The organism is Vulgatibacter incomptus, assembly GCF_001263175.1.
GTDB lineage: Bacteria > Myxococcota > Myxococcia > Myxococcales > Vulgatibacteraceae > Vulgatibacter > Vulgatibacter incomptus.
On record NZ_CP012332.1, the window covers coordinates 2,632,608 to 2,645,786 of the forward strand.

Sequence of the window (13,179 nt, forward strand, 5' to 3'; positions counted from 1 at the left end):
CCCTCTAGCGAAGCGTCGCCCGGAGGCGCTCGAGCCGCGCCCGAAGGATCGGCTCGGGCGGCCGCGCCACCAGCGCCAGATCGAGCATCGTCGCAGCCGCAGCGGGATCGCCATGGGAGATCGTGCACTCGGCGAGCACCAGCAGCGCCAGCGGCTCCTCGGGAGCGAGGCGGCGAGCGGCAGCCGCGTGGCGGCAGCCTTCGCCCGGGAGGCCGTCCTGGAACGAGAGATCGGCGAGGCGGGCCGCCGCCTCCCAACGCCCCGGCTGGAGCCGCTCCGCTGACTCCACCGCCTCGGTGGCCTGGCGTGAGTTGCCGAGCTGCCTCTCCGCGTCCGCCAGCGACATCCAGCTCTCGTAGCGCGACGGCTCGATCCGCACGCGCTCCCGGGCCTCCAGGAGGAACTCCGGCTCGATGGGGCGCACGGTGGCGAGGATCCTCTCGAACACCCGATCGTAGCCGTCCAGGCGATTCGGGCGCGCGACGATCAGGTTGTAGAGGAGATTTCCACGGGAGAATAGGTGGGCGGTGACCCGCATCGGGGTCTCGTCCGCGACGAAGCGCACCTCCTGGGCCACGCCGAGCATGCCTCCCACGAACGCCCAGCGGAGCCTGCCGAGCTCCAGTTGGGAGATCCGGCCCGCCTGCTCCTCGGGCGCGAGCTCCCGCGCCACGAACGCAGCGGCCGCCGACTCCAGATCCGGCGACTCGTCCGCGAGCCGCACTCCAGCCGTGAGCGACGCCCTGCCGCTCGCCGTCATCCCGTTGTCGAAGACGAGCTCGTCGCGCTGGAGCCATCGCGTCGGAAGCTCGAGGGCGAGGCCGTAGCGCGGGCTCCTCACCTCCACGAGCGCGGGAAGGCGATCCCGGAGGACCGCGCCGCCGGCCAGGACCGCGAGGAGGCCGAAGGCCAGGGGCGCGATCCGGGTGAGGACCGTGGAGCGTAGGCCGGGAGGATCGCCGAGGAGCCTGGGGCTGAGGAGCGCGGTCACCGTCGCCCCCGCCACGAGGCCGCCCACGTGTCCCCAGTTGTCGACGCCGGAGGAGATCCACCCGATGTAGAGGAATACGAACACCGTGGGCAAGACGGCGCCGCCGAGGACGCTGCGGTAGCGCGCGGGGAGGATCCGGCGGTACTTCAGCCCGAAGACCACCGCCGCGCCCAACATCCCGTAGGCGATCCCCGACGCCCCCGCCGAGGCGGCGTCGGTCATCGCGTAGCTGAGCGTCGTGGTGCCGAGGGCGGCGGCGAAGAGGATCAGCAGGTAGTCGAGGGGCCGGTAGGCGTTCTCGACCGCCGCGCCGAAGTGGAAGACCACGAAGAGGTTGAAGCCGAGGTGGGCCCAGTCCCGGTGGACGAAGTTGGCGGTGAGCAGCCGCCACAGCTCACCCAGGTCGTGGAGGAGGGGCCCCGCCTTCGCTCCGAAGTCGAGGAGCGTCCCGGTGTCGACCGGACCCGCGCGCCGGGAGAGCAGGAAGACCGCCACGTTCGCGAGGGCCAGGGCGATGGTCAGGAGCGGGATCCGCCCGAGGTGGAAGGCGCGGCTGAAGTAGAGGGCCCGGGGCTCGTAGCGTCCGCGGAAGGGCTCGAGCTCCACCGCCCGGACCCATCCCGCGCCGGTCACCGGCGGGAAGCGGACCTCGCTGGCGGGGTCGATCTGGCCCCGCTCGACGCGCTCCTCGAACTCCTCGAGCTCGAGGGTCTCCTCGCCTCCCGGGCCCCGGATCGTGATGGTGCTCGACAGGCTCTGAGCGTGTGAAGAAGTCGGTCCCGCCGAATCGGGCCCGACTTCTTCAGCCGCGCTCCGCGCGGAAACGCTCTTCATTTCTGCTCCGCCTTCGGCTCCGCGAGTGGAGATCCTGGTCCGGGAAGTTCCAATGGCCGGTCCGCCGCCCGGTTCCGACGCCCGACACCCATGCCTCGAAGGCGCTAGGAGCACCTGTCGCCCGATGCTACCATCGCCCGGCTGGGGCGTTCCACCGCTGCCCCGGGCAAGCGAGGGCCGGCCTTGAGACTGATCATCGAGGACGACACGGGCCGGAAGTACCTGGTCCCGCTCGAGCAGGACGAGCTCACAATCGGCCGCCACGAGGCCAACCACGTCCGGCTGACCGAGCGCAACGTCTCCCGCCGCCACTGTCGCTTCCTCCGCGCGGGCGAGTCGGTCTTCGTCGAGGATCTCCAGAGCTCGAACGGCCTCTGGGTGAACGGTAGCCCGATCCTGGGCCGCCGGCAGGTCTCGCCAGGGGATCGGATCTCGGTGGGGGACTACCTGCTCGCGGTCGAGCGCCCGCCCCGCGAGGCTGCGCCCCCCGAGACGACCTCGACCCTCCCGAAGAGCGGAGGCTCGCCGGGGCCGGCCGGGATCCCGATCCCGCCCTTTCCGGGCAAGGCCCCTCGGCCGCCCGACGCCGACCTCGACGTCGCGATCGACGCGCCGAGGCTGGTGATCGTCGGAGGCGAGCTCCCGGGCCGGGTGCTGGTCCTCGCGGAGAAGGAGCTGTGGCTCGGCAGGAGCCCCGGAGCCGATCTCTCGATCGATCACCGCTCGCTGGCGCCGCTCCACTGCCGCATCGAGCCGGTCCCGGGAGGCGGGCGCCGGATCGTCCGCGCGAACCCCTCGCTCCCGCTCGCGGTCAACGGGGAGTCCTGCGCCGACGCGGTCCTCCGCCCGGGGGACACGGTCGTCGTCGGCGCCTTGCCGATGCGCATGGTCGGGCCCGGCGAGCTCGTCCGGATCCCGCGCGCCTGAAGGAATCGGCCAGCCGGGCACGGTTCTCGCGCAGACAACGACGCTCTCGTTTGGCTCAGCGTCCCGAGAAGCGAGGCTCCCGGCGCTCGAGCACCGCCGCGATCCCTTCCTGGGCGTCCTCGGAAGCGAACGAGGCCCGCCGAAGCGCCTCCACCTCCGCCACCGCCGCCGCGGGGAGCTCGCGCCGCCGCATCAGGGTGAGGATCCGCTTCATGCCCTGGACCGCTCGCGGCGAGTTGCGGGCGATCCGCTCCGCGAGCTCGACGGCCCTGTCCAGCGCCTGGCCCTCGGGCACCACCTCGTCCACGAGGCCGAGCTCCAGGGCCTCACTGGCGCCGATGGGATCGCCGGTGAAGAAGAGGCGCTTGGCGCGCGAGAGGCCCACGAGCTCCACGAAGCGCTGCAGGCCCTCCGGCGCATAGACGATCCCGAGGCGCGCGGGCGGCATCGCGATGGTCGCGTTCTCGGCGGCGATCCGTAGATCGCAGGCGACCGCGAGCTCACCGCCGGCGCCGAAGGCCGCGCCGTTCACCGCCGCGATCACCGGCGGCGCCGCCCGCTCGAGCGCGTGGAGGGTCTCCTGCAGGGCCACGTCCGGGAGGCGCTCCTCGGAGCCCCCCTTCTCTCGCAGCACGCGCAGGTCGTACCCGGAGCAGAACGCGCGCGGGCCCTCGCCCGTGAGGACGAGGCAGCGCGCGCCCTCGGCGTCGGAGGCCACGGCCGCCGACCGGAGCGCCTCGAGGAGCTCGGGATCCACGGCGTTCCGCTTGGCCTCGTTGGCCAGAGTGAACACGTGGACGCCGCCCTCCCGGCGATCGATATGAAGCGCGCCCATGAGATGAGTGCCTAACCGATCACCATCAGCACGTCGCCTTCCTGGACGGCCTGCCCCTCGGAGCAGCGCACGTCCTGGACGACGCCGTTCTCCGGCGCCTCCAGCGGCATCTCCATCTTCATCGACTCGAGGATGACGAGCACGTCGCCCTCGCTGACCGCGTCACCCTTCCGCTTCTCGATCTTCCAGATGGTGCCGGTGATGTGGGCGGGGATCTCGACTGCCATGCTCATGCCTCTCGTTGGGAAGTGTGCGGGGCGGAGACTACCCCAACCCGCGGCCGATCAGGGCCGCGCGTGCTTCTCCAGGAAGTGGGTGTCGAGGTCGCCCGCCCGGAAGGCGGGGTCGGTGAGGATCCGCTCGTGGAGGGCAAGGTTGGTCTTCAACTTCTCACCCTCGATCCGGAAGGATCGCACCGCCGCCAGCGTGCGCTCGATCGCCTCGTCCCGGCTCGCGCCGGCGACGATGAGCTTGGCGAGCAGGGGATCGTAGTACGGAGTGACCTGCTGTCCTGCCTCGTAGCCCGCGTCGAGGCGCACGCCTTCGGCCTCCGGGAGCTCCCAGGTCGTGATCGTTCCCGGCGCAGGGAGGAAGCGCACGGGATCCTCGGCGTAGATCCGGAGCTCGATGGCGGCGCCGCTGCGGCGGACCTCCTCCTGTCGCAGGTCGAGGCGCTCTCCGGCGGCGATCCGGAGCTGCCAGCGGATGAGGTCGATCCCGGTCGTCAGCTCCGTGACCGGGTGCTCCACCTGGAGCCGGGCGTTCATCTCCATGAAGTAGAACTCGTCGCCGTCGACGAGGAACTCCACCGTGCCGGCGTTCGAATAGCCGAAGGCCTTCGCCGCCCGCACCGCCGCGCTGTAGATCCGCTCGAGGAGCTCGGTCTTTCCCTCCCAGAAGAGGGGCGACGGGGCCTCCTCGACCACCTTCTGGTGCCGGCGCTGGATCGAGCACTCGCGCTCGAAGAGTTGGAGGGTGTTGCCGAAGGCGTCGCCGAGGATCTGGACCTCGATGTGCCGGGGCGTCTCGAGGAGGCGCTCGAGGTATACGGCGTCGCGGCCGAAAGCCGAGCGCGCGCGGTCGCTCGCCTGGCGGAGGGCCTTCTCGAGGCCAGCCTCGTCGTGGGCGGCGGCCATGCCGATCCCGCCGCCTCCTCCCGCCGGCTTGATCAGTACGGGATAGCCGATCCGCGCGGCCGCCTCCTTGGCCTCCTCGACGGAGGAGACCACGTCCTCGGTTCCGGGGACCACCGGAACGTCGAAGGCGGACACCAGGCGGCGCGCCTCGGCCTTGTTCTTCATCCGCTCCATCGACTCGGGCGGCGGGCCGATGAACGTCAGGCCGGCCTCGGCCACCTTCCGCGCGAAGACGGGATTCTCGGAGAGGAAGCCGTACCCGGGGTGAATAGCCTCAGCACCGGTGACCTTCGCTGCCTCGAGGATCGCGTCCATGTCGAGGTAGCTGTCCCTCGGAGCCGGGCCGCCGATCCGCACGGCGACGTCCGCCGCTCGGGTGTGGGGCGCGCCGGCGTCCGCGTCGCTGTAGACCGCGACCGTCCTCACGCCCATGGGGCGAACGGCGTCCGCGATGCGCTTGGCGATCTCTCCGCGATTCGCAATCAATATGGTTTTGAACATCTCTTGCTCTCGACCTCTCTTAAACGTGCGAAGGTCCGGGAGATATAGCTCCCGGACCTTCGGTTGGGTCAAGAATGCGAGCCGAGATTACTCGGGGCGACGCACGTTCGCCGCCTGCAGCCCCTTGGGGCCACGGGTCACATCGAATTCGACCGCCTCGCCCTCGGCGAGAGTCTTGAACCCGGACATCGTGATGGCCGAGAAGTGCACGAAGACGTCCTCGCCCCCCTCCTGGGAGATGAATCCGAAGCCCTTCGCGTCGTTGAACCACTTGACCGTACCCTGCGCCATCGGTGCTTCCTTTGCTCTGGGCGCCGTTAACGCCCCGTGTTGTGCCCTGAGGCAGTCCCTCCCCGGGACTCCCCCGTACCCCTGCCCCACGGCACCCCAATCGAGGAGGCCACCGCGGTTGACTCGCTTGTGTGAAGCGGAAGCACGCTAACGTAGCCGCCAAGAAAGTGTCAAGACGGGTACCGGCACTCGAATTCGCAAGAGTCGGCTGGGAAACGGTTCCCGAGGGCGGGAGCGCTCCCGGAAGCGGGGAGCGCTCGTTCGAAAGGGCTCAAAACGTAAAGAAGTCGGACCTGCGCGAGGCGGGTCCGACTTCTTCAAATGCGCTCCGATCGGAAACGCCTCGCTCTCAGACGGAGCCGGAAGCGCCCCGCCGCAGGAATGTCGGGATGTCGAGCTCGTCCTCGACCTCGGCGCCGACCTCACGGAGGATCTGGCCGTAGTTGCTCCGGGTGGCCGGGAGGCCGCGGGGCCCGGGCGTGAGCGCGAGCTCCTCCTTCGGAGGCGGAGGCGGCTGCGCGCGGCCAGCGGGAGCGGCGCCCTGGAGGGCACGGCCCTGCGCAACGGGGGCCGCCTGCCGAGGCGCGTGGCGCTGGGCGAAGCCGGTGGCGATGATCGTGATCTTGACCTCGTCCTCCATCTTCGGGTCGACCACGCTGCCGAAAATGATGTTGGCGTCCTCGTGGGCGGCCTCGCGCACCAGGGAGAGCGCCTCGTCCACCTCGGTGAGGGAGAGGTCGTCCGGGCCGGTGATGTTGATCAGCATCCCGGTCGCGCCGTTGATCGAGACGTCCTCGAGGAGCGGCGAGGCGATCGCGGCGTGCATCGCGTCGAGGCAGCGATCCTGGCCGCCGCCGCGGCCCGTGCCCATCAGGGCCATCCCGCGATCCGCCATCACCGCGCGGGCGTCGGCGAAGTCGACGTTCACGTAGCCGTGGTTCTGGATGAGATCCACGATGCCCTGCACCGCGTTCAGCAGCACCTCGTCGGCGCGGCGGAACGACTCCAGGAGCGGGGTCCGCTTGTCGGCGACCGAGAGGAGGCGCTGGTTCGGGATGGTGATCAGCGTGTCCACCGCGCCCTGCAGCGCCTCGATGCCGGCCTCGGCCTGCCGCGCCCGGCGGTTGCCCTCGAAGCCGAAGGGCTTGGTCACCACACCGACGGTGAGCGCGCCGAGCTCCTTCGCGACCTCGGCGATCACGGGCGCCGCACCGGTGCCGGTGCCACCGCCCATGCCGGCCGTGACGAAGATCATGTCGGCGCCCTCGAGGAGCTCCGCGAGCCTCTCCCGATCCTCGAGGGCGGCGGCGCGGCCCACCTCGGGGTTCGCGCCGGCGCCGAGGCCGCGGGTGAGCTGCGGTCCGAGCTGGATCTTGAACGGCGCCCGGCTCGACGCCAGCGCCTGGATGTCCGTGTTGGCGACGATGAAGTCCACGCCGGAGAGGCCCGAGGCGATCATGCTGCCGATCGCGTTTCCGCCACCACCGCCGACGCCGATCACCTTGATCTTCGCACCCGGTACGATCGTCTGTCCTTCGAACTCGATCATTTCATTGGCCCCTGGTGAGCTGTGATCAAAAGATCTCGGCGAACCATTCCTTCATGCGCTTGCCGACCTTCTTGTACGTCCCCTCGTCCTCGCGGATCTTGAAGTTGCGAAGGTCCAGGTGGCGAGCGCCGTAGAGCACGAGGCCCACGCCGGTGGCGTACATCGGGCTCTTCACGACGTCGACGAGGCCGCCGATCCCGCGGGGGTAGCCGCGCCTCGTCGGGAGGCCGGTCACCTCCTCGGCGAGCTCCGGCATCCCGGGGAGCAGCGTCGTGCCGCCGGTGATCACGATCCCCGACGCGAGGAGGTCCTCGTAGCCGCAGCGCTGGATCTCGCGGTGGACGAGCTGGAAGATCTCCTCCACGCGGGGCTCGAGGATCTCCGTGAGGATCCGGCGAGAGAGCACGCGCGGCTGGCGACCGCCGACGCTGGGGACCTCGATCGTGTCCGCCTCATCGACCATCGAGGGCAGGCAGCAGCCCGCCTTCTGCTTGATCCGCTCCGCCTCGTGGGCAGGCGTGCGCAGGCCGATGGCGATGTCGCTGGTGAGGTTGTTGCCGCCGAGGGCGATCACGGCGGTGTGGGCGATGGCGCCGCCCGAGAAGATCGCGATGTCGGTGGTGCCGCCGCCGATGTCCACCAGGCAGACACCGAGCTCCTTCTCGTCCTCGCCCAGCACCGCCTCGGCGGAGGCGAGGGGCTGCAGCGCGATGTCGGCCACGTTGAGGCCGGTCTTGTTCGCGCACTTGATGATGTTCTGCGCCGAGGAGACCGCGCCCGTGACGATGTGGACCTTGGCCTCGAGGCGAACCCCGGCCATGCCGAGGGGCTCCTTGATGCCGCCCTGATCGTCGAGGATGTACTCCTGCGGAAGGACGTGGATCACCTCGCGATCCAGCGGGATCGCGACGGCCTTCGCCGCGTCGACCACGCGCTGGATGTCCGTCTCGCGGACCTCCTTGTCCTTGACCGCAACGATCCCCTGGGAGTTGAAGCCCTTGATGTGGCCGCCGGCGATCCCGGTGTAGACCGTGTTGATCTCACAGCCCGCCATCAGCTCCGCCTCTTCGATCGCGCGCTTGATCGACGAGACGGTGGCCTCGATGTTGACGACGACCCCCTTGCGCAGCCCCTTCGACGGATGGCTGCCAATGCCGATGATGTCGAGGCCCTGATCGGTCACCTCCCCCACGATCGCGCAGATCTTGGTGGTGCCGATGTCCAGCCCGACGATCAGCTCGCCCTTCTTGGCCATGGCCGGCCTTCCTTTCCCGCTCCCTCCGTCTCCGGAGGAGCTCTCTCGGCGTGGTCGGCCTTCCTCTCGGAAGAGCCGCGCCGCGTCCTACAGTTCCTGCTGGCGGCCTTTCAGCCGCCTTTCTTCTGCGCCTCGCCCTCCGCGAGCCGGGCAGCGACCCATCCCGGCCTCGTGCGGTGATCGAGACGAACCAGCTCGAGCTCCTCGCCCCTGCGAGACGCCACGGCGATCACGCGCTCGAGCCTCTCGAGCTTTCGCTCGAGATCACCGCGGCCGAGCTTCACTGCCATTCCCCGCTCGCCGAGGTAGAGGGTGAGCCCCTCCGCCTCGTCGAAGTGGATCTCCGAGAGCGGGCGGCTGCCTGCGAGCATTCGTCCGGAATAGACCTCGAGCGCATCCAGAACCTCGCCGAGCTTTTCCCGCGCCTCTTTGGGCCTCGCCGACCACTCTTCCCGCGGCAGGCCGGTGACGACGGGGAGATCAAAGGGATCCCCAGTCGCCACCTTCTTGAAGAGCTCTCCACCTCGATCGACGAGGTAGAGTCCACCCAGGTCTACGAGAGCGGCGGCCTTCCGCTCAAGGACGGAGATCTCGACTCCCTGTGGGAAACTTCGTGACACGCTGACGTCGGCTATCCAAGGGTGGCTGCGGAGCTGCCTCTCGGCCGCCTCCGTATCCGTTCGGAAGAAGTTGTCCCCCTCCGCGATCCCGGCGAGCGTCCGGATCTCGAGCTCCGTCGCACGATCATTTCCGACGATCGAGAGCGTCGTGATCGCGAGGCTCGGGCTCGTGGTCGCGAAGCGGTGGACGTAGCGGACAGCGCCCGCGATTGCCACGATCCCGGCGAGGACCGCGGTTGCCTTGGCGGCGGCGAGCGAGGCGCGGCGAGCGAAGGCTCCAGCGACGCGGCGCTGTTCCGCGCGATCTTTCTTTCGACGATTGGCCACGGTCGCACGATCGATGCGGCCTGCCGGAGGGGCCAGTTTTCCGCCTGTGGAAAACGTCTCACGTTTTTGATCTGCGCTGTCGGCGAGGGCGGACGTGCCCAGGTTCAAGGCGCGCGGTGGCGCAAGGAAAGGGGCCCGACGTGATCCAGCCTCGGCTCGAGAGATACCTTCGCGAACGCGGGACGCCCTACCGCTTCCTCGGGCACCCGCGGGCCATCGCCTCCCAGGAGACCGCCGAGGCCGAGGGCATCTCGGGCTGGCAGCTCGCCAAGAGCGTGGTGGTCGACCTGGCGGCCGGCGACGAGGTGATCTGCGTGGTCCCCGCGCCGACCTGGGTCGACCTGGACGCGGTCTGCGACGCCACCGAGACCGAAGACGCGATCCTCAGCGACGAGGACCGCATGCGTGAGCTCTTCCCGGGTTGCGAGGTCGGCGCCGAGCCTCCCTTCGGCGGCCTCTGGAACCTGCCGGTGATCTTCGATCCGAGCCTCCTCGCGATCGACCGGATCCTGATGAACGCCGGCACCCACGACGACCTCATCGAGCTCCGCACGGAGGACTATCTGATCCTCGAGCGCCCCCTCCTCGCCCCGATCGCCGTGATGCCCGGCGAGCCGTGGCGCCACGCGATGCCCGCCGAGGTGTAGCTCGTCACGGATCGTCGCGCTCTGGCGACGGAGACGCGGCTCGGCCGACGAGCGCATAGCTCGTGCTCCGGCCGCCAGACGCCTCGCGACGCAGAATGCCGCGGGCAATCAACTCCGAGATGTCGCGCAGGGCCGTGTCCTGCGAGCACTTCGCCAGCTTCGCCCACTTGGAGGTGGTGAGCTTTCCCGTCCACGGGCCGAGGAGTCGCTGGATGACGATGCGCTGGCGCTCGTTGAGTGTCTCCCGCGGGTGCTCGTCCCAGAATCGAGACACATCGAGGACCGAGGCGAGAGTCGCCTCGGCTCCTTCGATCGCGCGCCCGAGGCACCGGAGGAACCAGTCCAGCCACGGCGTGACGTCGGGCGTTCCTCGCTGTGTGGACTCGAGGATCTCGTAATAGCCCTTCCGCTCCCGGCACACCTGCGCGGACATGCTGTAGTAGCGCTGCGAGCTTCCGTCTGAACGGGCAAGTGCGAGATCGGTGATCGCGCGTGCGATGCGTCCGTTCCCATCCTCGAAAGGATGGATCGTGACGAATCGCAGGTGCGCCAAACCGGCGCGGAGGACTGGGTCGCGGGGGGCGGCTCCGCTCTCGAACCAATCGAGGAACGAGCCCATCTCAGACGGAACGCGGGAGGGCGCTGGAGCGACGAAATGGACACGCTCTCGTCCAATCGGCCCAGACACCACCTGCATCGGCCCTGAATCCTCTGGCCGCCATCCCCCGACCCGAATCCGCCTCATGCCGCTGAAGCCGGTCGGGAACAGGACCGCGTGCCAGCCACACAGCCGCTCCTCCGCCAGGGGCTCGGCGAACCGTTGCGTCGCGTCGAGCATCATCTCGACCATCCCCTCGACGTTCCGATCCACCGGCTGCAGGCCGCCCTCGTCGATCCCCAACCGCCGAGCGATGGAAGAGCGAACCTGCGCCCGATCGAGGATCTCTCCCTCGATCTCGCTCGACGTGATCACGTCTGCCGTGAGGGTCTGGAGGAGCGTCTCCGATCTCAGCGGAAACCCAATCCCCTCCATCCGGCCAAACAGTCGGCCCTGTCGATGGCGAACGTCGGCGAGCCGCTCGGCAAGAGTCGGAAGATCCCACTCCAGGGCGGGCCATCCCGCGCGCTCGTGGATGAAAGGCACGATTCACCGCACTCCTTGCGGAGATTCTGCGCCTCGCTTGGCCTCCGGGCAAGTGAATCGCCGCAGGCACTGCGGTGATTGGAGACCCCATTCACCGCAAGGGCCGGCCGATCGCATGCCCTCCCCTCCGCCGACCGAGCCCGTGATACGGCCGCCGTTCGGGAAGATGGTCTTCCCTTCAGGCGCGCGGCGCTCAGGCCTTGAGCGACGCGCCGGCGAGGATGCGCTCGCAGAGGTCGGCGAAGTCGAGGCCGACGCCGGCGGCGATCTTGGGGAGGAGCGAGGTCTCGGTCATGCCCGGCAACGTGTTCACCTCGAGCACCCGGAGGTCGCCGTCGTCGGAGACGATCAGATCGGTGCGGGTGGCGCCGGAGCAGCCGAGGGCTCGGTGGGCGGCGAGGGCCGCGTCGAGGGTGGCCTTGTAGAGAGGCTCGGGCAGCGGGGCCGGGAAGAGGTAGCGGGTGGTGCCGCCGGACTTGTACTTGGCCTGGTAGTCGTAGAACTCGGCGGCGGGGACGATCTCGATGGCGCCCAGGGCCTCGTCGTCGAGGACGGCGACCTGGACCTCGCGGCCCTTGTGGTAGCGCTCGAGGATCACGTCGCCCTTGAAGCGGGCGGCGTCCTCGCAGGCGGCGGTGAGGGCGGCCTGGTCGCGGGCGATATGGACGCCGACGGAGGAGCCCTCGGAGGCCGGCTTGACCACGACGGGGAGCGGGAACGGGAGGTCCTCGGCCTGGAGCTTGCGGGCCTTCTCGGGGCGCATGGAGACCCAGGCAGGCGTGGGGATGCCGCGGGCGTCGAAGACCTGCTTGGAGGCGACCTTGTCCATGGCGAGGGCGCTCGAGAGGACGCCGGAGCCCGTGTAGGGCAGGCCCATGGACTCGAGGAGGCCTTGGATGCAGCCGTCCTCGCCGAAGCGGCCGTGGAGGCCGATGAAGACGGCCTCCGCGCCGAGCTCGCGGAGGCGCGCGGCGACGTCGAGCTCGACGTCGAGGAGGTGGGCGTCGTAGCCGCGGGAGGCCAGCGCCTTGTGGATGGCGGCTCCGGTCCACAGGGAGACCTCGCGCTCCGCCGACCTTCCCCCGTAGAGGACCACCACCTTCTTCGTCTTCATCTCGCTCACGATATCGTCGTCCCGATGTCTCTCGCGCGCCCTTGCGCGCGCTTGGTGCAAGGATCAAACGCCCCAGCGGCCCAGGAGCTTCACCTCGGGGGTGAGCTCGACGCCGAACCGCGCGGCGACCTCGGCCTTCGCGGCCTCGATGAGGAAGCGTACATCCGAAGAACGCGCGCCGCCCAGGTTCACGATCCAGTTGGCGTGGAGCTCGCTGATCTGGGCGCCCCCCTGCCGCCGCCCCTTCAGGCCGCAGGCCTCGATGAGGCGGCCTGCGTGGTCGCCCGGCGGGTTGGTGAAGACGCTCCCCGAGTTGGGGAGCTGCAACGGCTGGGTCCGCTTGCGGTATCCCAGGTCCGCCTCCATGGCGGCGCGGGAGGCCTGGAGGCCCGCCTCGTCCACGCGACGCAGGCGCAGCCGCAGCCGGGTCACCACCGAGCCCACGGGGAGCTCGCAGCGGCGATAGCGCCACGTCAGCTCGTCGCGCGGGATCCAGCGCACGCCGCTGGCGGAGGCGAGCTCGACGGCCTCGACCACCTGCACGAGCTCGCCGTTCTTGGTGCCGGCGTTCATGGCGGTGGCGCCGCCGAGGGTGCCCGGGATGCCGGCGAGGAACTCGGCGCCCACGAGGCCGTGGGCCTTCATGAGCTGGGGCACCTTGGTGATGGGCGCGCCGGCGGAGAGGACGAAGCTGCCGCCGGACTCGTCGAGCGCCTCCTCGGCGGGAGCGGCGGGGAGGCGGACGACCACGCCCTCCACACCGTCGTCGGCGACGAGGCTGTTGGCGCCGCCGCCGAGGACGGTGACGGGGACGTCCGCCGAGGCGCAGGCGACGAGGAGGACGCGGAGATCGTCGGAGTCGGCGGGCCTGGCGAAGAGGTCGGCCGCCCCGCCGGTGCGCACGCTCGTGCGGACGGCCAGGGGCTCGTTCGCCCGCAGCTCGCCGCGCAGATGGCGCGAGAGCTCGCCGTGGAGGCTCATCGCGCCAGGCTCCCGTCGCGGCCGATG

General features: G+C 70.0%; 13 protein-coding genes. 2 read left to right on the top strand and 11 right to left on the bottom strand.

The annotated features are described in order from the left end of the window. Window positions 1-4: 4 nt before the first annotated feature. Window positions 5-1,825 carry a rhomboid family intramembrane serine protease gene (locus AKJ08_RS10945; RefSeq protein ID WP_050726101.1) on the bottom strand — a complete coding sequence of 607 codons (1,821 nt, stop codon included), beginning with the start codon at window positions 1,823-1,825 and terminating at the stop codon, window positions 5-7. Between the two features lie 183 nt (window positions 1,826-2,008). On the opposite strand from AKJ08_RS10945, the gene AKJ08_RS10950 reads away from it, so the two are divergent. Next, window positions 2,009-2,752, top strand: a complete 744-nt coding sequence (locus AKJ08_RS10950; RefSeq protein WP_050726102.1) for an FHA domain-containing protein — start codon at window positions 2,009-2,011, stop codon at window positions 2,750-2,752. A 55-nt stretch (window positions 2,753-2,807) separates the two neighbouring features. Here AKJ08_RS10950 and AKJ08_RS10955 read toward each other — a convergent pair whose 3' ends face one another. The 7 genes from AKJ08_RS10955 to AKJ08_RS10985 form a co-directional block, all read right to left on the bottom strand. Continuing rightward, a complete protein-coding gene (locus tag AKJ08_RS10955; protein ID WP_050726103.1) occupies window positions 2,808-3,587 on the bottom strand; it encodes an enoyl-CoA hydratase/isomerase family protein in 780 nt (259 codons plus the stop codon). 11 nt (window positions 3,588-3,598) lie between these two features. After that, window positions 3,599-3,820, bottom strand: a complete 222-nt coding sequence (locus tag AKJ08_RS10960; RefSeq protein ID WP_050726104.1) for a biotin/lipoyl-binding carrier protein — start codon at window positions 3,818-3,820, stop codon at window positions 3,599-3,601. A 51-nt stretch (window positions 3,821-3,871) separates the two neighbouring features. Next, on the bottom strand, window positions 3,872-5,224 hold the full coding sequence (locus tag AKJ08_RS10965) for an acetyl-CoA carboxylase biotin carboxylase subunit (protein WP_050726105.1): 1,353 nt from the start codon (window positions 5,222-5,224) through the stop codon (window positions 3,872-3,874). An 87-nt stretch (window positions 5,225-5,311) separates the two neighbouring features. After that, window positions 5,312-5,515: a cold-shock protein gene (locus AKJ08_RS10970; protein ID WP_050726106.1), complete on the bottom strand. Its 204-nt coding sequence runs from the start codon at window positions 5,513-5,515 to the stop codon at window positions 5,312-5,314. A 349-nt stretch (window positions 5,516-5,864) separates the two neighbouring features. Continuing rightward, window positions 5,865-7,064, bottom strand: a complete 1,200-nt coding sequence (gene ftsZ, locus AKJ08_RS10975; RefSeq protein ID WP_050726107.1) for a cell division protein FtsZ — start codon at window positions 7,062-7,064, stop codon at window positions 5,865-5,867. A 25-nt stretch (window positions 7,065-7,089) separates the two neighbouring features. Beyond that, window positions 7,090-8,319 carry a cell division protein FtsA gene (ftsA, locus tag AKJ08_RS10980; protein ID WP_050726108.1) on the bottom strand — a complete coding sequence of 410 codons (1,230 nt, stop codon included), beginning with the start codon at window positions 8,317-8,319 and terminating at the stop codon, window positions 7,090-7,092. A 110-nt stretch (window positions 8,320-8,429) separates the two neighbouring features. After that, a complete protein-coding gene (locus AKJ08_RS10985) occupies window positions 8,430-9,266 on the bottom strand; it encodes a cell division protein FtsQ/DivIB (RefSeq protein WP_050726109.1) in 837 nt (278 codons plus the stop codon). Window positions 9,267-9,406: 140 nt separating this feature from the next. Between AKJ08_RS10985 and AKJ08_RS10990 the strand changes: the two genes are divergently transcribed. Then, window positions 9,407-9,913 carry an aminoacyl-tRNA deacylase gene (locus AKJ08_RS10990; protein WP_050726110.1) on the top strand — a complete coding sequence of 169 codons (507 nt, stop codon included), beginning with the start codon at window positions 9,407-9,409 and terminating at the stop codon, window positions 9,911-9,913. Between the two features lie 4 nt (window positions 9,914-9,917). Here the strand turns inward: AKJ08_RS10990 and AKJ08_RS10995 are convergent, their stop codons facing one another. From AKJ08_RS10995 to murB, 3 genes are all read right to left on the bottom strand, one after another. Beyond that, window positions 9,918-11,057, bottom strand: a complete 1,140-nt coding sequence (locus AKJ08_RS10995; protein WP_050726111.1) for a Fic family protein — start codon at window positions 11,055-11,057, stop codon at window positions 9,918-9,920. Window positions 11,058-11,250: 193 nt separating this feature from the next. Next, a complete protein-coding gene (locus AKJ08_RS11000) occupies window positions 11,251-12,180 on the bottom strand; it encodes a D-alanine--D-alanine ligase (protein WP_420806368.1) in 930 nt (309 codons plus the stop codon). 54 nt (window positions 12,181-12,234) lie between these two features. Beyond that, entirely contained in the window at window positions 12,235-13,152 is a 918-nt protein-coding gene (murB, locus tag AKJ08_RS11005; protein ID WP_050726112.1) for a UDP-N-acetylmuramate dehydrogenase, read from the bottom strand. Window positions 13,153-13,179 lie beyond the last annotated feature (27 nt).